Source organism: Streptomyces sp. NPDC006516 (assembly GCF_040611875.1).
GTDB lineage: Bacteria > Actinomycetota > Actinomycetes > Streptomycetales > Streptomycetaceae > Streptomyces.
The window spans coordinates 479,604-505,148 of the sequence record NZ_JBEXPD010000002.1 but is presented as its reverse complement, the minus strand read 5'-3'; the positions used below and the strand labels follow the sequence as shown (position 1 = coordinate 505,148).

Annotated in this window: 20 protein-coding genes and 1 riboswitch; of the genes, 8 read left to right on the top strand and 12 right to left on the bottom strand. The window is 71.8% G+C overall.

What is annotated here, in order from left to right:
* Positions 1 to 145: 145 nt before the first annotated feature.
* The gene (locus ABZY45_RS08495) at positions 146 to 559 is read right to left on the bottom strand and encodes a cobalamin B12-binding domain-containing protein (protein ID WP_356737449.1); all 414 of its coding nucleotides are present in this window, start codon (positions 557 to 559) and stop codon (positions 146 to 148) included.
* Between the two features lie 348 nt (positions 560 to 907).
* Here ABZY45_RS08495 and ABZY45_RS08490 point away from each other — a divergent pair, with 348 nt between their 5' ends.
* Together ABZY45_RS08490 and ABZY45_RS08485 are read left to right on the top strand one after the other, a co-directional pair.
* Positions 908 to 1,912, top strand: coding sequence for an alpha/beta fold hydrolase (locus tag ABZY45_RS08490; protein WP_356737447.1), 1,005 nt, complete (start codon positions 908 to 910; stop codon positions 1,910 to 1,912).
* A gap of 239 nt (positions 1,913 to 2,151) precedes the next feature.
* Positions 2,152 to 3,795, top strand: a complete 1,644-nt coding sequence (locus ABZY45_RS08485; RefSeq protein ID WP_356737445.1) for a M23 family metallopeptidase — start codon at positions 2,152 to 2,154, stop codon at positions 3,793 to 3,795.
* Positions 3,796 to 3,890: 95 nt separating this feature from the next.
* Here ABZY45_RS08485 and pcrA read toward each other — a convergent pair whose 3' ends face one another.
* The gene (gene pcrA / locus ABZY45_RS08480) at positions 3,891 to 6,329 is read right to left on the bottom strand and encodes a DNA helicase PcrA (RefSeq protein WP_356737443.1); all 2,439 of its coding nucleotides are present in this window, start codon (positions 6,327 to 6,329) and stop codon (positions 3,891 to 3,893) included.
* 273 nt (positions 6,330 to 6,602) lie between these two features.
* Positions 6,603 to 6,743, top strand: a riboswitch (cyclic di-AMP (ydaO/yuaA leader).
* Between pcrA and ABZY45_RS08475 the strand changes: the two genes are divergently transcribed.
* A complete protein-coding gene (locus ABZY45_RS08475; protein ID WP_356737441.1) occupies positions 6,742 to 7,896 on the top strand; it encodes an NlpC/P60 family protein in 1,155 nt (384 codons plus the stop codon). (Overlaps the previous riboswitch by 2 nt.)
* Before the next feature lie 55 nt (positions 7,897 to 7,951).
* On the opposite strand, the gene ABZY45_RS08470 is transcribed toward ABZY45_RS08475, so the two are convergent.
* Positions 7,952 to 8,305 (bottom strand): hypothetical protein, encoded by a 354-nt coding sequence (locus ABZY45_RS08470; protein ID WP_356737439.1) that lies wholly within the window; start codon positions 8,303 to 8,305, stop codon positions 7,952 to 7,954.
* Between the two features lie 357 nt (positions 8,306 to 8,662).
* Between ABZY45_RS08470 and ABZY45_RS08465 the strand changes: the two genes are divergently transcribed.
* Both ABZY45_RS08465 and ABZY45_RS08460 read left to right on the top strand, forming a co-directional pair.
* Entirely contained in the window at positions 8,663 to 9,733 is a 1,071-nt protein-coding gene (locus ABZY45_RS08465) for a C40 family peptidase (RefSeq protein WP_356737437.1), read from the top strand.
* Positions 9,734 to 9,757: 24 nt separating this feature from the next.
* Complete coding sequence (locus ABZY45_RS08460; protein WP_356737435.1) at positions 9,758 to 10,513, top strand: GNAT family N-acetyltransferase; 756 nt, start codon at positions 9,758 to 9,760, stop codon at positions 10,511 to 10,513.
* A 102-nt stretch (positions 10,514 to 10,615) separates the two neighbouring features.
* On the opposite strand, the gene ABZY45_RS08455 is transcribed toward ABZY45_RS08460, so the two are convergent.
* Together ABZY45_RS08455 and ABZY45_RS08450 are read right to left on the bottom strand one after the other, a co-directional pair.
* Positions 10,616 to 11,311, bottom strand: coding sequence for a response regulator transcription factor (locus tag ABZY45_RS08455; RefSeq protein WP_103516958.1), 696 nt, complete (start codon positions 11,309 to 11,311; stop codon positions 10,616 to 10,618).
* Positions 11,308 to 12,594 carry a PspC domain-containing protein gene (locus ABZY45_RS08450; protein ID WP_356737432.1) on the bottom strand — a complete coding sequence of 429 codons (1,287 nt, stop codon included), beginning with the start codon at positions 12,592 to 12,594 and terminating at the stop codon, positions 11,308 to 11,310. The genes ABZY45_RS08455 and ABZY45_RS08450 overlap by 4 nt, the downstream gene beginning before the upstream one ends.
* Positions 12,595 to 12,767: 173 nt before the next feature.
* On the opposite strand from ABZY45_RS08450, the gene ABZY45_RS08445 reads away from it, so the two are divergent.
* Positions 12,768 to 14,102 (top strand): PspC domain-containing protein, encoded by a 1,335-nt coding sequence (locus ABZY45_RS08445; protein WP_356737430.1) that lies wholly within the window; start codon positions 12,768 to 12,770, stop codon positions 14,100 to 14,102.
* Positions 14,089 to 14,352: a hypothetical protein gene (locus ABZY45_RS08440; RefSeq protein WP_356737428.1), complete on the top strand. Its 264-nt coding sequence runs from the start codon at positions 14,089 to 14,091 to the stop codon at positions 14,350 to 14,352. The genes ABZY45_RS08445 and ABZY45_RS08440 overlap by 14 nt, the downstream gene beginning before the upstream one ends.
* Here ABZY45_RS08440 and ABZY45_RS08435 read toward each other — a convergent pair.
* The 4 genes from ABZY45_RS08435 to guaA all read right to left on the bottom strand — a co-directional run bounded on the left by ABZY45_RS08435 (position 14,259) and on the right by guaA (position 18,783).
* Positions 14,259 to 14,768, bottom strand: coding sequence for a DoxX family protein (locus tag ABZY45_RS08435; protein WP_356737426.1), 510 nt, complete (start codon positions 14,766 to 14,768; stop codon positions 14,259 to 14,261). The genes ABZY45_RS08440 and ABZY45_RS08435 overlap by 94 nt on opposite strands.
* 75 nt (positions 14,769 to 14,843) lie before the next feature.
* Positions 14,844 to 16,112 carry a hypothetical protein gene (locus tag ABZY45_RS08430; RefSeq protein ID WP_356737424.1) on the bottom strand — a complete coding sequence of 423 codons (1,269 nt, stop codon included), beginning with the start codon at positions 16,110 to 16,112 and terminating at the stop codon, positions 14,844 to 14,846.
* 151 nt (positions 16,113 to 16,263) lie between these two features.
* The gene (locus ABZY45_RS08425; RefSeq protein ID WP_356737422.1) at positions 16,264 to 17,019 is read right to left on the bottom strand and encodes a class I SAM-dependent methyltransferase; all 756 of its coding nucleotides are present in this window, start codon (positions 17,017 to 17,019) and stop codon (positions 16,264 to 16,266) included.
* A gap of 177 nt (positions 17,020 to 17,196) precedes the next feature.
* Positions 17,197 to 18,783 carry a glutamine-hydrolyzing GMP synthase gene (guaA, locus tag ABZY45_RS08420; protein WP_356737420.1) on the bottom strand — a complete coding sequence of 529 codons (1,587 nt, stop codon included), beginning with the start codon at positions 18,781 to 18,783 and terminating at the stop codon, positions 17,197 to 17,199.
* Between the two features lie 312 nt (positions 18,784 to 19,095).
* Between guaA and ABZY45_RS08415 the strand changes: the two genes are divergently transcribed.
* Complete coding sequence (locus tag ABZY45_RS08415) at positions 19,096 to 19,398, top strand: chorismate mutase (protein WP_356737418.1); 303 nt, start codon at positions 19,096 to 19,098, stop codon at positions 19,396 to 19,398.
* A gap of 677 nt (positions 19,399 to 20,075) precedes the next feature.
* Here ABZY45_RS08415 and ABZY45_RS08410 read toward each other — a convergent pair.
* From ABZY45_RS08410 to ABZY45_RS08400, 3 genes are all read right to left on the bottom strand, one after another.
* Complete coding sequence (locus ABZY45_RS08410) at positions 20,076 to 21,914, bottom strand: GMC family oxidoreductase (protein ID WP_356737416.1); 1,839 nt, start codon at positions 21,912 to 21,914, stop codon at positions 20,076 to 20,078.
* Between the two features lie 48 nt (positions 21,915 to 21,962).
* Positions 21,963 to 23,600, bottom strand: coding sequence for a succinic semialdehyde dehydrogenase (locus tag ABZY45_RS08405; RefSeq protein ID WP_356737414.1), 1,638 nt, complete (start codon positions 23,598 to 23,600; stop codon positions 21,963 to 21,965).
* Between the two features lie 227 nt (positions 23,601 to 23,827).
* Positions 23,828 to 25,507, bottom strand: a complete 1,680-nt coding sequence (locus ABZY45_RS08400; protein WP_356737412.1) for a serine/threonine-protein kinase — start codon at positions 25,505 to 25,507, stop codon at positions 23,828 to 23,830.
* Positions 25,508 to 25,545 lie beyond the last annotated feature (38 nt).

The window sequence follows — 25,545 nt, the reverse complement described above, 5'->3', positions numbered from 1 at the left end:
CCTCAGGGGGGCCTCCCGGGCCCAGCGTGGCTCCGCGGCCCCAGCGCACTCCCGGGCCCAAGCGCGGCTCCGCAGGCCCAGTGCACTCCCCGGGCGCCCGGACGCCCCCGCAGGTCCAGCGGCCTTTCCGGCCCGCCCAGCGGGCTCAGGCCTCCGCGGGCTGCCGGACGTGCGCGTTCACCCAGTCGACGATCGAGGCCGTCGTCGCACCCGGGGTGAAGATCTCCGCGACGCCCTGCTCCTTCAGCGGAGCGATGTCCGCCTCGGGGATGATGCCGCCACCGAACACCTTGATGTCCGCCGCGTCGCGCTCCTTCAGCAGCTCGATGACCTTGGCGAAGAGCGTGTTGTGCGCACCGGAGAGGATCGAGAGGCCGATGGCGTCGGCGTCCTCCTGGATCGCCGTGTCCACGATCTGCTCGGGGGTCTGGTGGAGCCCCGTGTAGATGACCTCCATGCCCGCGTCCCGCAGCGCCCGAGCGATCACCTTCGCCCCGCGGTCATGGCCGTCGAGGCCCGGCTTCGCCACCACCACACGGATCGGACCGGTCACACCCATCAATGCCTCCACATGCGTCTCCCGTGCCTGAAGGCCCGGCAATGTGAACGAACGTTATCCACAGCATCCCGCACGGCGTCGTTTCGCGGTGGACCGGGAGGGGGAAATCACACATGGGACATGTTCGCCAAGCGTCGATCCCCGCAACGAGCGGCCCTCGGGCCGGGCAGGGACCGCCGCCACGGGAGCCGCAACGAGGTCGCCGTACCACCGCGCCGTCAGCCGCACGGCACGGTGGTACGGCCCCCCGGCCGCACCAGGGCCGTCGGCCGCCTCCGCAGCGACTCCCACGAGGGCGCGCGGGGCACAGGAGCCGCCTCCCCCGCATGCCAGTGCAGGAGGTCGGCCATGAAGGTCCTGTCCTTCCTACCCCTACTGACGCGCAGCACCTGTCTGAGCTCTGTCCGGCTTCCGTCGGCGCTGGTCAGGGCCACCGTGCTGGATCTGCTGATCCTCGCCGGGCACGTGCTCATCTACCCGTCGGGGCTCACCCCCGAGCGCCGGCCCCCCGTACCGTTGCCCGGCTCCACGAAGGCCCCGGACACCGACCCGGACACGGCGGCGAACGCGGGGACGGACGCGGGAACGACGCCCGCAAAGGGGACAGAAGCAGGGCCGACCGTGGGCACGGGAACGGCAACGGGGACAGGAACGGTCCCCGACCACCCCGAGAAAATCACCCGTTCGGCCGATACGACGGCGCTGCCCACCATCGGCGACCGCCCGCCCGTGGTCCTGCTGCACGGCTTCATCGACAACCGCTCCGTCTTCGTGCTGCTGCGCCGCTCCCTGGCCCGGCACGGATGGCGCCATCTGGAGTCGCTGAACTACTCGCCCCTGACCTGCGACATCCGCATCGCGGCCGAGCTGCTCGAACGTCACGTGGAGGAGATCTGCGCCCGCACCGGGCACCGCGAGATCGACATCGTCGGCCACAGTCTCGGCGGCCTGATCGCCCGGTACTACGTGCAGCGGCTCGGCGGTGACCGCCGGGTGCGCACCCTGGTCACCCTCGGCACTCCGCACGGCGGGACGGCGGTCGCCCGCCTGGCCGGCGCGCACCCCATAGTCCGCCAGATGCGCGGCGGCTCCGATCTGATCCAGGAGCTGCGCCGCCCCGCCCCGGGCTGCCGGACGCGCTTCGTCAGCTTCTGGAGCGAGCTGGACCGGGTGATGCTCCCGGTCGAGACGGCCTGCGTGGACCACCCCGACCTCGACGCCGTGAACGTACGCGTCACCGGCATCGGCCATCTCGCGCTTCCGGTCCACCCGGCGGTGGCGTCCGCGATCCGTGAGGCACTCGAGTCCGACGGCACCTCCGTCAGCACTCCGGGAACGGCATCCGTCGCCTGATCCCTCGCCGCCGAGGCCCCGCAACCCCGTCCAAATAGAACGGATTTCGAACATAGGGCCAAGCCTGACTCTCCGGTCCACCGAAAGGCGGCCGATTGCCCGTTTCCTGGAGGGTCGGAAGCCCTCGAAGATTGTCGTCCTCACCTACCGCCGGGTACAGTCGCGGCCACTGCTCACCCCGGGGATCCCCCCATCGGAACCCGGAAACAGGTCCTGCTGCCGAGGCGAGAGAGAAGTTGGTGAACGACCAGCACCCCCACGCCGGGTATGCCGGATACGACAGCCAGTCAACCGGCAGCTTCGACTCCGACCCGCTCTTCGGAACACTGCCGGGTCAGCACGACACCAGCCATCAGCCGGCGTACGACGCCGGTTACGCCACGGCGTACGACGGCGGTTACGGCGCCCACGACACCTCCCAGTGGGACACCGGCGCGCATCAGCAGGCCTCGTACGACGCCTACGGCGCGCAGGCCCACCCTCAGGCGCCGCAGGGTTACGACACCACCGCGGCCTGGACGTCCGAACCCGGGATCCCCGCGCCGGGAGCCACCGTGGAGGGCACCGGCCAGTGGGACACCACCGGCTGGGACCAGACCGGCCAGGCCGGTCAGGCCGACCAGTGGGCGACGGGTGACACCGGGGCCTTCCCCACCACGACCTTCGACTCCACGGCCTACGCGACCGGTACCTTCACCGCCCCCGCCTTCGAGACCGGCGGATACGCGGGCTACGGCACCTCCGACACCGGCGCCTACGACGCGACCGCCTGGAACACCGGCGCCACGCCCGAGAACGCGACATACGCCCCCGAACAGACGTCGTATCCCGCGTACGAACACCAGTCTGCCGCCTACGAGCCGTACGAAACGGCCGAGTTCGGCTCCCACGACCTTCACGACGCCATCGGTGCCCACGACGCCCTCGGCATCCACGACTCGCACGAGCCGGCCGGGACCCAGGAGTCCCACGACTCGCTCGGCACCGACGGGACCGCGCACACGGAGGCCTACGACGAGGCTTCCGAGGCCGGTGAGCCCGAGCCGCTGCCTGACCTCGTCGACGTGACCGCGGGCCACTCCCACGAGCCCGCCGCCTCCTCCGCCCGCCCGGTGAGCCGTTCCGCCGCCCCGCGCGGCGGTGGCCGGGGCGGCAGGCGCCGCACCCCGGCGAAGCGTTCCGCCCTTCTCACCGTGGCCGTCCCCTCCGCCTGCGTCATGAGCGTCGCGGGCATCGCCGCCGCCTCGGTGAGCGGCGTCGGCGGCGAGGAGACGAAGGACGACACCACGTCCATGGCGGCGGCCGACACGGTCCAGCCCGCCGTGGCCAACAACAAGCTGGACACCCAGCTCGCCGCACTCAACGCCGACGCCGAGAACTTCGCCGACCGCGCCAGCCGCACCCAGGAGCGCATCGACCTGAGGGAGCGCCAGGCCGCCGAGAAGAAGAAGCGCGAGGAGGAGGCCGCACGCCGCGAGGCCGCCCGCCCCAAGTTCGCGCTGCCCGTGAAGCAGCACGGCCTCAGTGCCACCTACGGCCAGGCCGGGGTGAACTGGATGTCCATGCACACGGGCATCGACTTCCCCGTGGGTTACGGCACCCCCGTGATGGCGGCGACCGACGGCACCGTGCGCACGCAGCTGAACAGCGCGTACGGCAACATGGTGATCGTCACCGCCCCTGACGGCACCGAGACGTGGTACTGCCACCTCAGCGCCGCCAAGATCCGTTCCGGTTCGGTCAAGGCCGGTGACGTCATCGCCTACTCCGGGGACTCGGGCAACTCCACCGGACCGCACCTGCACTTCGAGGTACGGCCCGGCGGCGGCGCGGCGATCGACCCGATGCCGTGGTTCCGCAGCCACGGGCTCAACCCGTACTGAGTCGGAGCCTGCCGTGGCCCCACGGCCACGGCCTCACCGGTACCGCGTAAGAGCGTGCCGTGGCCCTGCGGCCACGGCCTCACCCCCCTACCGGGTCAGAGCTTCTCGACCGGCGCGTAGCGCAGCAGCAGCTTCTTGGGCCGCTCGTCGCCGAAGTCGACCGTCGCCTTGGCCTGGTCGCCGAAGCCCTCGACCGCCGTCACCGTGCCCAGACCGAACTGGTCGTGCGTGACGCGGTCCCCGACCACCAGGGTGACCACCGGCTTGTCGGTGGTGCGCCGGGTCGCGAAGCCGGACGGACCGGACTTCGAGCGCGCCGAGGACAGCGACGAGGTGATTCCCGACGTGGGCCCCGCCGGCGCGGCCATCGGTCCCTTGCGCTTCCATTCCAGGTGCTGGTCCGGGATCTCCTCCAGGAACCGCGACGGCGGGTTGTACGAGGGCTGACCCCACGCACTGCGCATCGCCGCCCGCGTCAGATACAGCCGCTCGCGGGCGCGGGTGATGCCCACGTACGCGAGCCGGCGCTCCTCCTCGAGCTCCTTCACCTGACCCAGCGCCCGCATGTGCGGGAAGACCCCGTCCTCCATGCCGGTCAGGAACACCACGGGGAATTCGAGTCCCTTGGCCGTGTGCAGGGTCATCAGCGTGATGACGCCGGAGCCGTCCTCGTCCTCGTCGGGGATCTGGTCGGAGTCCGCGACGAGCGCGACCTTCTCCAGGAACTCCGCGAGCGTCCCCGCGCCCTCCTCCTCGGCGCGTTCCTGCTCGAACTCCAAGGCGACGGCGGCGAGTTCCTGGAGGTTCTCGATACGGGTCTCGTCCTGCGGGTCGGTGGACGCCTGGAGTTCGGCGAGGTAGCCGGTGCGCTCCATGACCGCTTCCAGCACGACGGCGGGGCCCGCACCGGACTCCACGATCGTGCGGAGCTCCTCCATGAGGGTGTTGAACCGCTTCACGGCGTTGGCCGAGCGGGCCGCCATGCCGTACGCCTCGTCGACGCGGCGCAGCGCCTGCGGGAAGGAGATCTTCTCGCGCATCGACAGGGCGTCGATCATCGCCTCGGCCCGGTCGCCGATGCCACGCTTGGGCACGTTGAGGATGCGTCGCAGCGGGACGGTGTCCTCGGGGTTGGCGAGGACACGGAGGTAGGCCAGGACGTCCCTGACCTCCTTGCGCTCGTAGAAGCGCACCCCGCCGACGACCTTGTAGGGCAGTCCGACGCGGATGAAGATCTCTTCGAAGACACGGGACTGGGCGTTCGTGCGGTAGAAGACGGCGACGTCGCCCGCCTTCGCGTCACCGGCGTCGGTCAGCCGGTCGATCTCGTCGGCGACGAACTGCGCCTCGTCGTGCTCGGTGTCGGCGACGTATCCGGCGATCCGGGTGCCCTCGCCCGCGTTCGTCCACAGGTTCTTGGGGCGACGGCTCTCGTTGCGCTCGATGACGGCGTTGGCGGCGGAGAGGATCGTCTGCGTGGAGCGGTAGTTCTGCTCCAGCATGATCGTGGTCGCGTCCGGATAGTCCTCCTCGAACTGGAGGATGTTGCGGATGGTCGCGCCGCGGAAGGCGTAGATCGACTGGTCCGCGTCACCGACGACGCAGAGCTCGCCGGGGGCCTCCGCCTCTCCGGACGGGCCCACCAGTTCACGCACCAGGGTGTACTGCGCGTGGTTGGTGTCCTGGTACTCGTCGACCAGGACGTGCCGGAAGCGGCGGCGGTAGTGCTCGGCGACGTCGGGGAACGCCTGGAGCAGATGCACCGCGGTCATGATGATGTCGTCGAAGTCGAGGGCGTTGGCCTCGCGCAGCCGCGCCTGGTAGAGGGCGTAGGCCTGGGCCAACGTCTTCTCGAAGCCGTCGGCGGCCTGACCGGCGAAGGTCTCCTCGTCGATCAGCTCGTTCTTGAGGTTCGAGACCTTCGCGGTGAACGACTTCGGGGGGTAACGCTTCGGGTCCAGGTCCAGGTCGCGGCAGACGAGCGCCATCAGCCGCTTGGAGTCCGCGGCGTCGTAGATCGAGAACGACGAGGTGAAGCCGAGAAGCTTCGACTCTCGGCGCAGGATCCGCACACATGCACTGTGGAAGGTCATGACCCACATGGCGTTGGCGCGCGGTCCGACGAGCTGCTCGACGCGCTCCTTCATCTCACCCGCGGCCTTGTTGGTGAAGGTGATCGCGAGGATCTGCCCCGGGTGCACCCCGCGCTCGGCCAGCAGGTGGGCGATGCGGTGGGTCAGCACCCTGGTCTTGCCCGAGCCGGCCCCGGCGACGATGAGCAGCGGCGAGCCCGCGTGCACGACGGCGGCACGCTGCTCGGTGTTCAGCCCGTGGAGCAGCGCGGCGGAGTCGATGACGGGGCGCGGGGCGCCGTCGCGGTAGTACGCGTCACGCGGGGGCGGAGGCGCCTCGAAGACGTCCTCGAAGAGGCCCTCGGGCACCGCTTCGGGAGCGTGCTCCTCCGGGGGCGGCGGGGGGCCGTCCTCCGACTGCTGGAGGCCGGTCAGGAAACTGTCGTCAAAAAGGCTGCTCATCGCCTCACGAGTCTAGGCCGCCGCACCGACAGCCCGGGCCGCATCGGCGACAAGGGGCGGAGGTGTGCGCGTACCGAGACACTCCGCCCACGGAGTGTGAGATTCCGGGGTGCTCACGGCCACGCGGGCCGCCGCCTGGAAAAGGTCACGAAAATGTATCGGGCATATCGAACATGAACCTTCACAGGGACACCACGGGTTGGCTAGCGTGCTCCGACGGGTGCCCCGTATCCCCTCAGGCGAACCGCGCCGCACGGGCACCCCCGCCGAATCCGTACTCCCCCGCCGGAGCCCGGAACCGGGGACCCACACGCAGCACCGGGGTGAATCGGTCCGTCTCCACCGACCGTAGGGCAGCCTTCCGTTCCGCCCGAACCCGACAGCTAACCCGGTAGGCGGTCCACGGAAGGAGATGCCCGCCTTGGCGTCGCATCGCAAGCCGCGCACACGGGTGCGCACCACCACCCCCGCCGTCGGTCTCACGACCGCGGCACTCGCCTCCGTCACCCTGCTCTCCACCCAGAGCGCGACGGCCGCCCCTGCCGAGCCGAAGCCGAGCATCGAGGAAGTCCAGAAGAAGGTCGACGCCCTCTACCGGCAGGCCGGCACCGCGACGCAGCAGTACAACAAGGCCAAGGACGCGTCCGCCCAGCAGCGCTCCGAGGTGGACGCCCTCCTGGAGGCCGCGGCCAAGCGGGCCGACAAGCTCAACGAGACGCGTCGGGAGCTGGGCAACTACGCGGCCGCGCAGTACCGCACCGGGTCGATCGCGCCGACGGCGACCTTCTTCCTCGCGGACGACCCGCAGTCGTACTTCGACCAGGACCAGCTCATGGCGCGGCTGACCAGCCAGCAGCAGAAGGCGGTCGCCGACTTCCGTACGCAGCAGAAGGAGGCGGCGGCGAAGCGGGTCGAGGCGACGAAGAGCCTGGAGACGCTCACCGAGTCGCAGGCCTCGCTGCGCAGCAGCAAGCAGCAGGTGCAGGGGAAGCTCGCCGAGGCGCGCTCGCTGCTGTCGCAGCTGACCGCCGAGGAGAAGGCCCGGCTCGCCGAGCTGGAGCGCGAGAAGGAGGCGGAGGCCGAGCGCAAGGCGGAGGAGCTGGCGAAGCAGCAGGCCGCCGCCGCGAAGGAGAAGGCCGACCAGGCCGCCGCGGAGGAGGCCACGAAGGAGGAGGCGGGCACGGGGTCCGGCGACACGGGTTCCGACAGCGGCTACGCCTCCAAGGCCGACAAGGTCCTCGCCTTCGCCGCCGCGCAGATCGGCAAGCCGTACGTCTGGGGGGCGACGGGCCCGTCCTCGTACGACTGCTCCGGGCTCACCCAGGCCGCCTGGAAGGCGGCGGGCGTCGATCTGCCGCGCACCACCTGGGACCAGGTGGAGGTCGGCACCCGGGTCGCCACGGCCGATCTGCAACCGGGTGACCTGGTGTTCTTCTACGACGACATCAGCCACGTCGGCATCTACAAGGGCGACGGCATGATGATCCACGCACCGAAGCCGGGCGCGAACGTCCGCGAGGAGTCGATCTACTACATGCCGATCTACGGGAGCGTGCGCCCCGCGTGACGCTCGGGGGCATCACCGGCGGGCGGGCCCGGCAACCGGGCCCGCCCGTCCGCGCTCAGGTCCAGAGCGTGGCGATGAAGATGTTGGCGACCGTCAGTCCGCCGACGGCCGCGAACGCCCCCTTGCCCACCTTCTCCTCGTCCCGCTTCACGTAGACGAGCGCCAGGATCACGATCAGGACGAGCAGCTTGATGCCGATCTTGACGTTGTTCACGGTCTGGTCGTCGGCCTGGTTGAGCCCGACCAGCGCGACACCGGTCACGAGCATGGTGAGCGCACCGTGCAGCATGGCCGGCACGAAGCGTGCCGTGCCCGCCCCCATGGCCTTCATCTGGGTCAGGAAGCCGCCCAGCAGGGAGGCGATACCGATGATGTGCAGGGCCACGAAGACATTGATGAGTACGTCCATGCCCGCAGCCTAACGGCGGCCATATCACCACTCTTCGGCCAGGTACGACTTCCTGATGAAGTGACCTCCGGTCTGCGCGGATTGCCGGACTCCGCTTACTTTTTCCGGTCATCCGGTGGAAGCGAAACAGCACATGCAGGCAATTGCTGTCATTACGCCTCTTCCCCCCGCCCCGGGTTTAGCGTCCCTCCCAGGTGACCGACTCTGCACCGCCGCCCCGTACCGGGCGGCACCCCGGTCACCCCGCCAGGAGATCCTTCGGCGGGCCACTCCCCCCTGTGGTGGCCCGCCGACGGACCCCGGCGGGCCCGCCGGCAACCCCCGGCGGGCAGTCGAACGGAAGGACGCACCACCCCTGTGGCCGCGCATCGTAAAGCCGCTCACCGCAAGCCCAAGCAGAGTCTGTTCACCGGGTCTGCTGCCCGCACCGCCGCGACCCTCGCCCTGGCCGGGGCCGCCACCGCGACCGGCCTGGAGGGTGCCGCCCAGGCCGAGCCCCAGCTCACACCGGCCCAGGTGAAGTCCAAGGTCGACCGGCTGTACCACGAGGCCGAGATCGCCACCGAGAAGTACAACGGCGCCAAGGAGACCACGGCCCGCTCGGAGAAGTCCCTGGACGCCCTGCGCGACGAGGCCGCCCGCAGGACGGACCGCCTCAACGCCGCGCGTGACCTCCTCGGCTCGTACGCCACCGCGCAGTACCGCAGCGCCGGGATCGACCCCGCCGTGCGGCTCGCCCTCTCCTCCGACCCGGACGAGTATCTGGAACGCGCCTCCTTCGAGGACCGGGCGGGCGACCGCCAGGCCGGCGCCGTCAACGGCGTACGCCGCCAGATCAGCGACCTCGCGCAGCTGCGCGCCCGCGCGGAGGACGAGCTCGAGGTCCTCGCCTCCCGCCGGGCCGAGCTGAAGAAGCAGAAGGACGCGGTCCGCACCAAGCTGGCCGGCGCCCGGAAACTGCTGGCCACCCTCACCGCCGCCCAGCGCGCCGACTACGAGCGCTCCGCGGACGCCGGGCACGGCGGCAGCGCCGTCCGGGCCGACCGGAGCACCCCGCGCGGCTCCGTGGCCGCGCCCGACGCCCGCGCCGCACAGGCCGTGGACTTCGCGTACGGCGCGCTCGGCAAGCCGTACGTCTGGGGGGCGACGGGCCCGTCCTCGTACGACTGCTCCGGGCTCACCCAGGCCGCCTGGCGGGCCGCGGGCGTCTCGCTGCCGCGCACGACGTACACACAGATCAACGCGGGCCGACGCGTCTCCCGCTCCGAACTGGCCCCCGGGGACCTGGTGTTCTTCTACTCCGGGATCACCCACGTCGGGCTCTACATCGGCGGCGGCCAGATGATCCACGCCCCACGCCCGGGCGCCCCTGTCCGGATCGCGCCGGTCAGCGAAATGCCCTTCGCGGGAGCCACCCGCGTCGCCTAGGCTTCCCGTCCCATGGACAGAGGCATGGACAAGGACATCCAGAACTACGCGCGCACGCTGGCCCTGCGCTCCCCGGACCACTACCGGGTCGGACCGTTCACGGTGCGCCACAACCCGGGCTGGGAGCTGAAGTTCGCCAACTACGCCATCCCCGACCGGGACGCCGAACCCACCGCACGGGACGTCGCCGAACTGATCGAGGCGTTCCGCGCGCACGACCGGCTGCCCCGCCTGGAGTTCCTGCCGTCCTGGGCGCCCGCCGTCGAACCGGCCCTGCTGGCAGCCGGTTTCACGGAGGAGAACCGCGCTCCCGTCATGGCCTGCACCGCCGCCGGGCTGCTCACACCGAAGCCGGTGGACGGGCTGCGGATCGCCGAACCGGTCACGGCCGACGAGTTCGCCTCGGCGGCGGCCGTCCAGCACACCGGTTTCGGCGGCGAGGGCGGCCCCGACGAGGGCGAGATCGCCTGGCTGCGCGCGGCGACGGCGGACGGCGGCGTCTCCGCCCTCGCGACCGTCGACGGCCTGCCCGCCGGCGCGGGCGGCTGCTCGGCCCCGGCCGAGGGCATCGGCGAACTGGCCGGACTGGCCGTCGCCGAGTCCTTCCGGCGCCGGGGCGTCGGCGCGGCCCTCTCCGCCTGGCTGACCCGCACCGCCTTCGACCGCGGCTTCCACACCGTCTGGCTGGAGCCGGGCGGACCCGACGTGGAACGGGTCTACGCCGGGATCGGCTACCGCAGGACGGGCGAGAAGCTCAACATCTCGCTCGATCCCGTGTGACCGCGAAAGCCGTCCGGGCCGGCGGCGTCCGTCCCCGCGACCACGAGCCTCCGGCCTGCCGCCGGCTCGCGCCGGGCACGGCGCCCGGACCGCTCGCCGGCCTCAGACCAGCCGTCGCGCCGTCGCCCACCGGGTCAGCTCGTGCCGGTTGGACAGCTGGAGCTTGCGCAGCACGGCCGAGACGTGGGACTCGACCGTCTTCACCGAGATGAACAGCTGCTTGGCGATCTCCTTGTACGCGTATCCCCGGGCGATCAGCCGCAGGACCTCGCGCTCCCGCTGCGTCAGCCGGTCCAGGTCCTCGTCGACCGGCGGGGCGTCCGTGGAGGCGAAGGCGTCCAGGACGAATCCGGCCAGGCGCGGCGAGAAGACCGCGTCGCCGTCCTGCACCCGGAAGACGGAGTCGACCAGGTCGGCGCCGGTGATGGTCTTGGTGACGTAGCCACGCGCGCCGCCGCGGATGACGCCGATGACGTCCTCGGCGGCGTCGGAGACGGACAGCGCCAGGAAGCGCACCGGGTTCTCGACCGCGCCCATCATCGGCGCGCAGCGGCGCAGCACCTCGACACCGCCGCCCCCCGGGAGGTGGACGTCGAGGAGGACGACCTCGGGGCGGGTCGCGGTGATCACGGTGACCGCCTGGTCGACGTCGGCGGCCTCGCCGACGACCTCCACCCCGGTCTCCTCGGTGCGGCCGATCTCGGCCTGGACTCCGGTGCGGAACATCCGGTGGTCGTCGACGAGCACGACCCGTACCCGGCGCTCCGGGCCCCCGGTCGCTTCGGTGTTCTCGGTCATTCGCTCGCCCTCTCCATCTCCAGCTCGACCTCCGTGCCCCCGCCGGGCACCGAACGCAGCCGCGCCGTACCGCCGTTGCGCTGCATCCGGCCGATGATCGATTCTCGTACGCCCATCCTGTCGCCCGGTACGGCGTCCAGGTCGAATCCCGGCCCCCGGTCCCGCACGGAGACGAAGACCGTGCGGCCCTCGACCTCCGCGAAGACCTGCACGGCGCCGCCCTCGCCACCGTACTTGGCGGCGTTCACCATCGCCTCGCGCGCGGCCTGCATCTGCGCCACCAGCTTCTCGTCCAGCGGGCAGTCACCGACGACCACGACCTCCAGCGGCACCCCGTGCTTGTCCTCGACCTCGGCGGCGGCACGCTTGACGGCCTCGGCGAGGCTCGTGGGCTCCTCGGCCTCCTCCTTGCCGGTGCCCTCCGGGTTGTACAGCCAGTTGCGCAGTTCGCGTTCCTGGGCCCGGGCGAGCCTGCGGACCTCGCCGCCGTCGTCCGCGTTGCGCTGGATCAGGGTGAGCGTGTGCAGGACCGAGTCGTGGACGTGCGCGGCGACCTCGGCCCGCTCCTGCGCCCTGATGCGCATCAGACGCTCCTCGGAAAGGTCCTGGGTCATCCGGATGAGATAGGGCCCGGCGAGCAGCGCGATGCCCGTGAGCACCGCTATGGCCGCGGTCAGCGCGGTGCCGAGCTGGGCCGCCGACCCCCGTACCACCATGAAGGCGGCGAGACCGAGGCCGACCAGGGCGACTCCGGCCAGGCCCCGGGCGAGGTGCAGCACCCTGCGGCGGCGGCCGACCTCGATCCAGCGGGCGCGCCGCGCGTTGTCGGCCTGTCGCCACACGAGGACGGAGCCCGCGCCGATCAGCAGGGCGGGCCAGACGTAACGGTCCGCCTTGCTGCCCATGTCGACGTTGCCGACGAAGATCACGGCGCCGATGAGCAGCGCCACCAGGGCGAAGACCTGGCCCTTGTCCGGCTTGCGGAGTCTGCGGCGGCCGTCCGGGGCGGTCTCGAAGAGGGACCGCGGCGTCTCCACCCCGCCCACACCGAGCGGGACGACGATCCAGAACACGGCGTAGAGAAGCGCTCCGAGGCCGTCCGCGAAGAACAGTCCCAGGAAGACGAACCGGACCCATGCGACGGGCAGTCCCAGGTGTCCTGCGAGCCCGCGCGCGACGCCGCCGAGCATCCGCCCGTCGGCGCTGCGGTACAGCTTGCGCGGCGCGGGCTCCTCCGGCTCCGGGGCGAGGGAGCTCGGGGCTCGGGTCGTGGCTGCTGGCATGGACCGATCGTCACACGTTCCGGCGGGTCGTGGCATCAGGGTCTGCCCGGACTCGACCCTGAGGGCCTGGCCGCCGTACGGCGGGCCCCCAGGGGCCGGCGGGACGCAATATCAGGGAACGGCCAGGGTCGTCGCGGGCCCCACGAGGGCGTACGGACCGTCACCATGGACCCATGACCGTTCCCCAGGACGCCTCCCCCGGCGTCACGCCGCCCCCCGAGCCGGCCCCGCGGCTGCGGCGCAGCCCGCGCCAGAAAGTGGTGGCCGGGGTCTGCGGCGGCCTCGGCCGGTACTGCGACGTGGACCCGGTGATCTTCCGGATCGTGCTCGGCGTCCTCGCGGTGACGGGCGGCATCGGCCTGATCTTCTACGGTTTCGCCTGGCTGCTGCTCCCCCTGGAGGGCGAGGAGGAGAACGAGGCACGCCGGCTGCTGTCGGGCCGGGTCGAGGGCGCGTCCCTGGTCGCCCTGCTGCTGGCGCTGGTGGGCTGCGGGCTGTTGCTGTCGATGCTGCACAACGGCGGGATGCTGGCCTTCGCCGCGATGCTGTCGCTGAGCGTCGTCGGCTTCTCGGTCTGGACGCAGCACCGCAGGACGGTGGCGCCCGAGGACGCCCCGGGCACCACGGCGTACGTACCGGGAGGCGCGCCGCACGGCGCGGGCCACGGGGCACCGCCCGAGGTGAAGGCGCCGCCCACTCCGGGCAGCCCGTCCTGGTGGCGGGACCCGATCGTCAAGGACGGCACGACGGGTCCGGCGGGCACGGGGTATCTGTGGGGCCCGGCGAACGCCACGGCGGAGGCCGCGGAGATCAGCAGGAGCGGTGCGACGGCGGAGGCCCCCTACCGTCCTCCCTACCGTGCGCCGGGGACCCGGGGCCCCCGTTCGATCGGTGGTCTCGTCTTTTTGCTCGCCCTGGTGGCGGGCGGCCTGGGCACGGGGCTGAGCTGGGAGACCCACGCGCTGGGGGTCAGTCTGCAGTTCGGCTTCGCCTCGGCGCTCGCGGTCTTCGGCCTCGGCCTGCTGGTCGCCTCCGTGCTCGGCAGGACCGGCTTCGGCACGGTCCTGCTGGCCATGATCACGGCGGGTCTGCTGGCGGGCGCGTCCCTCGTGCCGGAGGACATCGGCACCGACTGGGTCCGCGAGGAATGGCGCCCGGCCGAGGTCGCCACCGTCCAGGCGCGGTACGAGCTGGGCACCGGGGACGCGAAGCTCGACCTCTCCCGGGTCACCGTCCCGAAGGACGGCACCCTGCGTACGCGGGTCGAGGTCGGGGCGGGGCGTGCCCGGGTCGTCGTACCGGCGGGGGCGACGGTGAAGGTGGACGCCGAAGTAGGTCTGGGCGACGTCCGGTTCCCCGCCGACCCGCGCGCGGACGTGCGCATCGAGCCCGACCGCCACGTCCGGCGGACCCTCGCGCCGCCCCGGGGGAGTGAGCCCGCCGGCACGCTCGAACTGAGCGTGGAAGTCGGCGTCGGACAGCTGGAGGTCATCCGTGCTTCGTCATGAGTTCCGCCCCGGCCGCGCGGTCGCCGGCCTCACCATGCTGGCCCTGGCCGGCGGTTACGCGGCCGATGCGGCGGGAGCCTGGGACGCTCCCTGGACGTTCTTCGTCCCGGTGTTCACGGGCGGCCTGTGGCTCGCCGCCACGGCGACGTGGGTGAGCTACCGGCTGCGCCGGCGCCGGGACGCGAGGAAGGCGTCGGCGGAGAACTCCGCCGCCCCCGCGAGCAGCAGCGGCAGCCAGGCCATGAGGTAGATCAGGTCGTTGCCGTAGTAGTACGGCTCGGTCTGCCAGCTCACGGTCAGCCACAGGCTCAGCGAGATCAGGGCGCCGCCGAGGGCCGCGAGCCGTGCCCACAGACCGGCCAGGGTGCCGAGGCCGACGAGGAGTTCCCCGATCGCGATGGCGTAACCGAAGCCTTCGGGGCTCTTCAGGGCGAGGTCGACGAGGCCCGGGATCGCCGAGCTGTCCCGCACGGCGTTCATCATCTCGCCGATGGAACCGGCTCCGCTCGCCGACAGGAACGCGCTGTCGGTCAGCTTGTCGAGACCCGCGTAGACGAAGGTGACGCCGAGGAAGAGGCGCAGGGGCAGGAGCGCGTACTGCCGCGCCCGGTCGCCGAGGCCTCTCCGCTCCTCCAGTCCGTAGGAACCGCCGCCGTACCCATGCATCACTGCCCCGCCTTCCGTTGGCCCTTCGACAGACCATACGTACGCCGGTTCGGGGCCGCTCACCAGGTGTGCGCTTCAGTCCGTGACGTCGATGGGGCAGGAGTTGGTCTCGACACCCGCGGCGGTGACGACCTGGACCTCCACGGTGCCGGGTTCGACCTCGACGGGCACGGGCACGGTGAGCACGGTGTCCGCCGGGTTGGCGAAGCCGCCGGTGACCGGGATCAGCGGGACGTGGACGTGCACCCTGCCGATCCTGACGACGACCCGGGCGAGCCGGTCGGGGCTGCCGGCCCCCGGCGGCACGAATCCGGCACCCCGGATCTCGATGTCGTCGCCGGTACGGATCGGCGCGTCCAGGTCCCCGGCCTCCCTGGCCCGGACGACGGACAGGATGACCGGACGGCCGCCCTCCGCGTACTTCCCGGCGAAGTAGGTCGCCGCCGAGACGGCCACCAGCACCGCGAGGCCCCACGGCAGATCGGGCAGCTGCTCGGGCCGGCGGGCCAGACGGACCGCGGCGAACAGCACGGCGACCGCGCTGACCAGCACGTACTGCACATCGGTGAAGCTGCCGCGCCCCGAGTCGTCGGTCAGCAGGTCGGCCGCCCTGGGCCGGTCGGCGCGCAGCTTCTGCAGCCGCTGGCCCAGGACGCGCACGGTCACCACCCGGCGTACGAGGACGGCGACGGCGCACACCAGCGCGAGCACGCTCAGCACGCCGGCGGAGCGGACCAGGTCCAGGCCCTCGATCAGTTCGTCCCGGTCGGCGTGGGCGGACGCGCCCGCCAGTTGCAGCGCGAGGACCAGCACCGCGAAGACGGCGAGCAGCACCCAGGAGGCGGCGACGGTGCGCGAGGTGGAGAGCCGGTTGTCCTCCCCGATCAGCGGGGCGAGGAGGCCACCGCGGGCGCGGTGGACGCGGGCGGCGCCGGTCAGGAGACCGGCGGTGACGAGGCCGGCGATCAGGCCCGCCGTGCGGGCGGTGGACCAGCCGGCGCCGATCGCGGTGACGGCCTCACCGACGACCAGCAGGGCGACACCGCCCCAGACGATCACCAGGGTGCGCACCCAGAGCGTGTGGAGCCAGGCGTCACCGGCCTCGCGGCTGTGCTCGGCGACCGCGCGGGCGGACTCGGTCAGCTCGTCCGACACCCACTGCCGGGACGCCGACGCGGACCGGGCGACCCCGGCGGGCAGTCCCTGGCCCGCGGCGAGTTCGTCCCGTTTGGTGAGGAAGGCCGCCACCGCGCGCCGGTGTCCTTCGCGTGCTCCGTGCGGGCAGTCACCGCACGTACAGCTGCCGCCGTGCGCACTCTTCGCCCTCGCCTCGTCCAACGCCACGGAGAACGCCGCCCTTTCCCACCCTGATCGAACCAACTCGCCGCCTAATTCTGCGAATTGTGCCGTACGGGGCGGGCTCTCCCCGCATCGGGGCGGTCCGGGGGCGGGTGTCGTAGAGATGTGCGAATCACAGGCGCCGGGAACGCGGCTCTCAGGCGCTGAGGACGAGGTAGGCGAGGCCGAGCGTCCCGCGGTATCCGCCGTAGTAGCCACTGCGGCGCGCGTCCACGGCCTCGGTCACCCCGGCGTGCAGCCGGTGCCCCGGATTGGCCAGCGCCCAGCGCTCGCCGCGCCCGATGTTGGCGGCGGACTCGAAGAGGTCCCACTCGCGCTGGTCGGCCACGGTCACCTGGAGCGGCCTGAGCCCTGCGGCCTCCGCCTGCCGGATCAGCTCCAGGAGCGTGCCGAAGTCGTCCGGCTCCGCGCCCAGCCCCTCCAGCGCGGCCCACGAGGGCTCCCGCTCCCAGAAACCGTCACCGAACAGCACCCGGCCTCCTGGCCGTACGGCCGCGCGCAGCGCCTTGAGTGCCTCCGGGGTGCCGCCCGGCCAGGCGTGCGAGGAGCCGATGGAGACGGCGAGGTCGTAACCGCCCTCCGTATGTTCCGCCGCCGGGATCTCGTGGAAGCGCACCCGGTCGCCGAGCCCGCGTTCCCCCGCCAGCAGCCGTCCGCGCTCCACGGCTTCCGTGTCGGTCTCCACGGCGTCCCCCGTGGAGCCGGGCGCGGCCTCGACCAGGCGCATCAGCAGCTCGCCCCAGCCGCTGCCGAAGTCGGCGATGCGGGCACCGGGGGCGGGGGCGCACGCGGCGATCAGCTGTGCGGCGTGCTGCTCGGAGAGTGGGGTGTTCCAGGTGAGGCGGTCGTTCCCGGAGGCGGACATGAGGAGTCTGATCTCGTCGTTCGGCATGACCGGGAGCCTGGCACGGGGCGTATGCGGAGGCCAGGGGTTTCTACCGGCCTCTGTTGCAGATCGCTGTGAGGGACTCGGTCTCGTCCCCTCGGCCCGGCGTACCCGGCGGATACGACGGTGCCGCCGCCCGGACGAATGAGCGACGGCATCGGCACTGACCTCAGGGAGCGGGGATCACTCCCACTCGATCGTCCCCGGCGGCTTGCTCGTCACGTCGAGCACCACGCGGTTGACGTCGGCGACCTCGTTGGTGATGCGGGTCGAGATCTTCGCCAGCGTCTCGTACGGCAGGCGCGACCAGTCGGCCGTCATGGCGTCCTCGGAGGAGACCGGGCGCAGCACGATGGGGTGGCCGTAGGTGCGGCCGTCACCCTGTACGCCGACGCTGCGGACGTCCGCGAGCAGGACCACGGGGCACTGCCAGATGTCACGGTCCAGGCCGGCGGCGGTCAGCTCCTCGCGGGCGATGGCGTCGGCCTCGCGCAGCAGGTCGAGCCGCTCCTTGGTGACGTCGCCGACGATACGGATCCCGAGGCCGGGGCCGGGGAACGGCTGGCGCTGGACGATCTCCTCCGGCAGGCCGAGCTCCTGGCCGACCATCCGGACCTCGTCCTTGAACAGCTGGCGCAGCGGCTCGACGAGCTCGAACTCGATGTCGTCGGGGAGCCCGCCCACGTTGTGGTGGGACTTGATGTTGGCGGTGCCGGTGCCGCCGCCGGACTCGACGACGTCCGGGTAGAGGGTGCCCTGGACGAGGAAGGCGACCTCGGGGCCGTCCTCCTGGAGGATCTCCAGCTGGGCCTGCTCGAAGACGCGGATGAACTCGCGGCCGATGATCTTCCGCTTCTGCTCCGGGTCGGACACACCGGCCAGGGCGTCGAGGAAGCGCTTCTCCGCGTCGACGACCTTCAGCTTCGCGCCGGTCGCGGCGACGAAGTCCTTCTCGACCTGCTCGGTCTCGCCCTTGCGCATCAGGCCGTGGTCGACGTACACACAGGTCAGCTGGGAGCCGATGGCCTTCTGCACGAGGGCCGCGGCGACCGCGGAGTCCACGCCGCCGGAGAGGCCGCAGATGGCACGCTTGTCGCCGACCTGCTCGCGGATCAGGGCGATCTGCTCCTCGACGACGTTGGTCGTCGTCCAGGTCGGCTCGATGCCCGCGCCCCGGTAGAGGAAGTGCTCCAGGACCTGCTGGCCGTAGGTCGAGTGCATGACCTCCGGGTGGTACTGGACGCCGTACAGCTTCTTCTCGTCGTTCTCGAAGGCGGCGACCGGTACGACGTCCGTGGACGCGGTGACGGTGAAGCCCTCGGGGGCGGCGGAGCAGGCGTCGCCGTGCGACATCCAGACCGGCTGCTCGGCGGGGGTGCCCTCGAAGAGGGTGGAGCCGGGCCTGGAGACGGTGAGCGGGGTGCGGCCGTACTCGCGCGCGCCGTTGTCGTCGACCGTGCCGCCGAGCGTGGTGGCCATCAGCTGGAAGCCGTAGCACATGCCGAAGACCGGGACCCCGGCCTCGAAGAGCGAACGGTCGAGGCTGGGCGCGCCCTCCGCGTACACCGACGAGGGGCCGCCGGAGAGGATGATCGCCCGGGGGTTCTTGGCCAGCATCTCGGCCACCGGCATCGTGGACGGGACGATCTCGCTGTAGACCCGGGCCTCACGGACGCGGCGGGCGATGAGCTGGGCGTACTGGGCGCCGAAGTCGACGACGAGGACCACGTCGGTGGTGATGTCGGCGGCGGCGGGGGGTGCTGCTGGCACGAGGCGGCCTTCCGGCGGTGGAGAGGGGTCGGTCCTCCCAATTCTACCGGCCGTGGAGCGACGCCCCGCCGGACTGCCGTCTCACCATCCGGGCCCGGCGTGGACCCGGGCCCGGGACGGGGTCCATACTTGCCCCCATGCGTCAGCACACGATCTTCGTCTTTACCTATGGCATCCGGTCCGCCGGCTGCCATGGTCGTGCTGCTTGAGCAACTGACGAGCAACTTTCCAGGCGCCCCGGACCGACAGGTCCGGGGCGTTCTGCGTTCCGGGCCAGTGGCTCCGGGGCCCGCAGCCCCCGGGAGACATCGGATGAACAGCACCGCACCCACCAGGACCGCCGCCGAGCTGACGGGCGCGCACACCGACGAGGCCGCATCCCTGATCGGGGACGCCCGCGCGCGCATCGACGCCCTGGACGACCGGATCATCGGTCTCGTCCAGGAACGGATGGCCGTCTCGGCGGTCATCCAGGAGGCGAGGATCACCTCCGGAGGCCGCCGGGTGAACCTCTCCCGGGAGATGGACGTCCTCGGCCACTACAGCGAGGCGCTGGGCAAGCCGGGCACGGCGCTCGCGATGACGCTGCTGGAGCTGTCACGCGGCCGGGTGTGACGCGTGAGGGGCTGTACGGCCGCACCCGCGTTCGGGCCCGGTCTCACCCGTACGGCGCGTGACCGGGCCGCCGGAGGCTTCGTTGGTCCCTGTGTCCGTGCCAGCCAGGGGCGGAAGCATCGGCAGGAATCCACGCGTGGCTCCGCCGGGACGTGTGGCGTACCGCTGGTACGCCGTGGGACCACGTTCCGGCGCGTGTGACCGGTCGGCAGGGGACAGCAGCCCGGTCACCCATGTGCGGCCGGCCCCGGGGACGCCCGGGACCGGCCGCCCTCGGACTTCCCCCCAGGTACGGCGGCTTCGGGCCGTTCCGTACGGGACTCTCCACGGCCGCATTCCGCACGGCCGCCCCCGGCCCCTTCTGCACGGCGGGCACGGGACCACGGAACAGCGACATCAGCGACTTCGGCGACGGTGCACCAGGTGTGGCGAGGGCCACATGAGGATTCTGTGAAGCCGGGGACAACCGTTTCCCCGCTTCACAGGTCATGCATGGCGAACACCACCGGCTCGTCCGTACCCCCGCAAGGGGAGCACCGCGTCACCGGCAGGTACGTGAAGGGGCTGCTCTCGGAGGGGGGTGCAGCCCCTTCACGCCGTCCCGCTCCGCATTCCCTTCGCGCGCCCACGTCACTCGTGGCCCGCCCAGCCGCGTGACCGCTCCCCCGCTGCCCTGCTCAGGCCTCGGTGACGGCCCGCTTCGGAGGTACGACCGGGACGGCCAGGAACGGCAGCTTCAGGGCGCCGAAGGCATCCTCGGGCACGGCGGGGGCCTTGGGCGGGACCGCGGACAGGCGCTCGTAGGCCGCGTCCTGAGCGGGGCGGGGGTCCTCCTCGCCCTTGTTGGGCCAGAACGACATGGCTCGCTCGGCCTGCGCCGTGATGGTCAGCGACGGGTTGACGCCGAGGTTGGCGGAGACCGCGGAGCCGTCGACCACGGAGATGCCCGGGTGCCCGTACAGCCGGTGGTACGGATCGATGACGCCCTTGTCGGGGCCCGCTCCGATGGGGCAGCCACCGAGGAAGTGCGCGGTGAGCGGGGTGCCCATCAGCTCCCCGATGTTCGATCCCGCGAACCCGTTGATCTCCTCGGCGAGCAGCGTCGCGCCCTGGGTGGCCTCGGCGATCTGCGTCGGGTTGGGCGAGCCGTGCCCCTGCCGGGCGGTGAGCAGTCCCTTGCCGACACCCGCGGGCTTGCGGTAAGCGGTCAGCGAGTTGTCCAGCGACTGCATGACGAGGCCGATGATGGTCCGCTCCGACCACCGCCGGTTCGACAGCGAGCGCATCATGAGCCACGGGTGCCTGGCGACGTTGCCGAACCAGCTCAGCACCCGGTGGGTGCTGTAGGGCACCTGGAGGATGGTCAGCGCGCCCATGGCGTTGGAGCCCTTGCCGTAGCGGACCGGCTCGATGTGGGTGTTCTCGTCGGGGTGGATCGACGAGGTGATGGCGACGCCCTGGGTGAAGTCGGCCTTGGCGATGCCGTGCTTCTTGCGGTAGCGGCGGTCGCTGGTCTGCGCCCCCACCAGGCCCTCGGAGTTGGTACGGGTGAGCTCGCCGAGCCGGGACGACAGCCGGGGCAGCAGCCCTTCGTCCTTCATGGTGTGCAGCAGGGTCTGGGTGCCGTACGTACCCGCCGCGACGACCACCTTCCGGGCCCGCAGCACGGTCGGGACCGCCTTGCGGCGCCGGTGCGTGGGCACGGTCAAGACGCGGTAGCCGCCGTCCGGGTCGTCGGTGACCGCGACGACGGACGTCATCGGGTGGATGACGGCTCCCGCCTTCTCCGCCAGGTAGAGGTAGTTCTCGTTGAGGGTGTTCTTCGCGCCGTGCCGGCAGCCCGTCATGCACTCACCGCACTGGGAGCAGGCCTTGCGGTCGGGGCCCGCTCCCCCGAAGTAGGGGTCGGCCGTCTCCCCGCCGGGCTTCGTGCGCGCCGTGCCGTCGGCGTCCTGGCCGTCGCCGAAGAAGACGCCGACCGGGGCGAGGTGAAAGGTGTCGCCGACGCCCATGGACTCGGCCACGGACTTGAGGTGGACGTCAGCCGGTGTCACGGTCGGGTTGAGCCGCACCCCCAGCATCCGCTTCGCCTGGTCGTAGTACGGCGCCAGTTCGTCCTTCCAGTCCGTGATGTCCGCCCACTGGCGGTCCTCGAAGAACGGCGCGGGCGGCACGTACAGGGTGTTGGCGTAGTTGAGGGAGCCGCCGCCGACGCCCGCCCCGGCCAGCACCATCACCTTGCCCAGCAGGTGCACCCGCTGGATGCCGAACAGGCCGAGCGCGGGTGCCCACAGGTAGTTCTTGATGTCCCAGGAGTTCTTGGGGAGCGTCGCACGCGTGAAGCGGCGGCCCGCCTCCAGGACGCCGACCCGGTATCCCTTCTCACTGAGCCGCAGGGCCGAGACCGCTCCGCCGAAGCCCGAGCCCACGACGAGCACGTCGTAGTCGTAGGCGTCGTCGTCCGCCGCGGGAGCGGCCGGTCCGGCCTGGTTCTGGGCAGGGCTGTCCTGGGACATGGCTCTCCTCGGTACGAAAAGGGCGGATGGGGGGCGCTGAGGTGGTGCTCAGCGCAGCCGGAAGGCCTTCATCGCCTTGAGGCTGCGGCTCATGAAGGCCGCGTACTTCTCGTCGTCCATCCCGAAGGCCGGAGCGAGGGGGATCAGCCGCTGCTGGGCGACCGTCTGGGCCTCGGTGTACTTCAGGATGCCCTCGGAGCCGTGCCGCCGGCCGAGGCCGGAGTCCTTCATGCCGCCCATGGGCGACTGGACGCTGCCGTACGCGGGGGCGTACCCCTCGTTGATGTTGACCGTGCCGGTCCGCAGCCGCGCGGCGATGCGGTGGGCGCGCGCGCCGTCCTTGGTCCAGATGCTGGCGTTCAGGCCGTAGGGGGTGGCGTTGGCGAGGGCCACCGCCTCGTCCTCGTCGGTGAATCGGTAGAGGGAGACGACCGGGCCGAAGGTCTCCTCGGAGCAGACGGCCATCGGCTCCCGCACGTCGTCAAGGATGGTCGGCTCGTGGAAGAACGGGCCGATGTCGGGGCGGGCCACCCCGCCTGCGACGATCACCGCCCCCTTCTCCACGGCCTCGGCGACATGGCGGGTGACGGTCTCCAGCTGCCGCCCGCTGACGAGCGAACCCATGTCGGCCCCGTACGCGAGGGAGTTACCCAGCCGCATCGCCTTCGTACGGGCGGCGAAGCGCTCCACGAAGGCGTCCGCGACGGATTCGTGGACGTACAGCCTCTCGACGGAGATGCAGAGCTGACCGGCCGAGGAAAAGCAGGCGCGCACGGCGCCTTCGGCTGCCCTCTCGACGTCGGCGTCCTCCAGGACGAGCATGGGGTTCTTGCCGCCGAGCTCCAGCGAGACACCGACCAGTCGCGCTGCGGCGCGCAGGGCGACATCGCGTCCCGTCGTGGTCGAACCGGTGAAGGAGACGTAGTCGGCGCGCGAGACGACCTCCGGCCCGACGACGGGCCCCACACCCAGGATCACCTGGAACACCCCGGCGGGCAGTCCGGCCTCGATGAGCAGGTCGCGGGCCCACAGTGCGGTCAGCGCGGTCTCCGTGTCCGGCTTCATCACGACGGCGTTGCCGGAGACGAAGGCGGGCAGCGCGTCGCCGACGGAGAGTTCGAGCGGGTAGTTCCAAGGGGCGATCTGGCCGATGACCCCGCGCGGCTGGCGCAGTTCGGTGACCTTGGTGAGGGTCGGCACGACACCGGTGTGCCGCTTCGGCTTCAGATACGAGACGGCCTTGCGCCCGTAGTGCCGGGCGGCGACGGCGACGGCCTGTACCTCCTCGTGGGCGTGCAGCCTGGCCTTGCCCGTCTCCAGCTGGATGAGGTCGAGGACCTCGGACTGGCGCTGCAGGACGAGGTCGTGGAAGCGGAGCAGCACCGCGGCCCTGGCCCGGACGGAGGTCGCGGCCCAGGCGGGCTGGGCCGCGCGGGCGCGGTCGAAGGCGGTCTCGACGTCCTCGGGGGTGGACTCGGGCAGGTCGGCCAGCTTCTCCCCGGTGAAGGGGCTGTGGTTGACCGTGCGGCCGGAGCCGACGACGTCACGGGTCAGCTGGGCGATCACCTCGGGCGTGACCACGTCGGCAGCGGTGCGCGCGCCTGCGGGGGCGGCGGCCACCGGGTTGGTGCCGACGCGGGCGCCGGGGGCGGCGGAGGTGGTCGTGGAGGCCTGCGAGTCCGTCATGAGGGCGAGAGTATGTCCACCCGCCCACTTTGGGTACCCGTGGGTAACAGGTTTTCACAGAGCCCGCCAGGGAGTCCTCCCGCCCATGGATACCGAGCCAGTGATCACTGGCGGCATAACCGCTGATCAGGAGCGATGCGCCATGGGAACGGGCGGCGGGCGTCAGGAATCGTGAATCTTCGACCGCTCGTACCCAGGCGGCGGTCCGGAGGCGGACACGGCGGCCCTCAGCCCGCGCTCTCCGGCGGCTGCCAGCTGCGCAGCATCGTCTCGAAGAGCTTCCGTGTCTCCTCCCGGTCCTCCTCGGGACCGGTCATGTAGAGCGCGTACTCAGGACCGCCCGTCTCGGCGAAGTACATCTGGTCGATCCCGTGGCGGGGGCCCGGGTGGTCCTTGGACTCGACCCAGGTGAACTCCCAGCGGGAGCCGGGGCGGTCGCGGAAGACGTTCGACTCCAGCGTCAGACGTTCGTACCCCGGAAGCCGTGCGGCCAGATCCTTCTCGATGCTCTGCATGTGGGTGAGGGGGTTGTCGAAGTCGGGCTGCGGATCGAGGCTGATCCGGATGCGGTGGGCGCCGTTGTCCGGTGTGTAGTCGATCTGACCGCTGTTCGTCTGCCGCTCCCAGCCGTCGGGGACGAGAAGGCTGAAGCCCTCGGGATCAGCGACCCGCTTCCAGCCCTCGGGTATCTCGTCCGGCGCGACCTCCTCCGCCGCCGGGTCGGCGGTGCGCACGGAGGAGGAAGAGGGTGTGGGAGCCGGACCGGCGGTGCCGCGTTCCCCCGTGCCGCCGGCCGTGCCCGCGCCGTCGGCCCCGAACTTCATCGCGGCCAGGCCGGCCGCCCCGCCCAGCAACGCGGCCAGCACGAGCACCAGCAGCACGACGCGCCGGCGTCCCCCGCCGCGCCGGGTGGCGGGCGCGGAGGTGTACGGGGGCACGGGCGAGGTGTACGCGGGCGGCGGGGGCAGGGACTGGGAGAGCTGGGCCGTCGAGCCGTCCGGGACGGAGAAGGCGCGCAGTTCCTCCTCGGAGACCCGCTGCGTCGGCACGTGGGCCTGTGCGGCGCGGGGCCTGCGCCCCTCCATCGCGTCCAGGAGCATCCGCTCGGTCTCCTCGGCCGTCGGCCGGTCCGCGGGGTCCTTGCGCAGCAGCGCGGTGATCACGGGTGCCAGCGCGCCGCCCCGCAGCGGAGGGGGCGGCTCCTCTGTGACGACGGCCTGCATGGTCGAGATGGGCGAGCTGCGGCGGAAGGGCGAGGTGCCCTCGACGGCCGTGTAGAGGGTGGCGCCCAGCGACCAGAGGTCGGACGCGGGACCCGGGTCGCCCCCGCGCACCCGCTCGGGTGCCAGGTAGTCGATGGAGCCCACCAACTCACCGGTCCTGGTGATGGTGGAGTCACCCTCGATCGCGGCGATCCCGAAGTCGGTCAGCAGCACCTGTCCGTCACGGGCGAGCAGGACGTTGGCCGGCTTCACGTCCCGGTGCAGGACACCGGCACCGTGGGCGGCCCGCAGGGCGCTCAGCACGTGCAGCCCGATCCTGGCCGCCTCGCGCGGCTCGACCTCGCCGGACTCCTTCGCCGCGTCGGCGAGCGAGGGGCCGTCGACGTACTGCATGACGATCCAGGGGCGGTTGTCGTACTCGATGACGTCGTGGACGGTCACGACCCCCGGGTGGGTGATGCGCGCCGCCGCGCGCGCCTCCTTCTGCGTGCGGGCGTGCAGCACGGCCCGGTCCGCCTCCGCGACGTACAGCCCGGCGGTCAGCTCCTTCACCGCCACGGTCCGGTGGAGCACCTCGTCATGGGCGCGCCAGACCTTGCCCATGCCGCCCCGGCCCAGGACGTCACCCAGCCGGTACCGCCCGGCCAGTACGATCCCCGCGTCCGTTCCCTGCCCGTGTTCCACGTGTGTCCCCGCCCCGTTCCTCGGGACGACAGGTTACG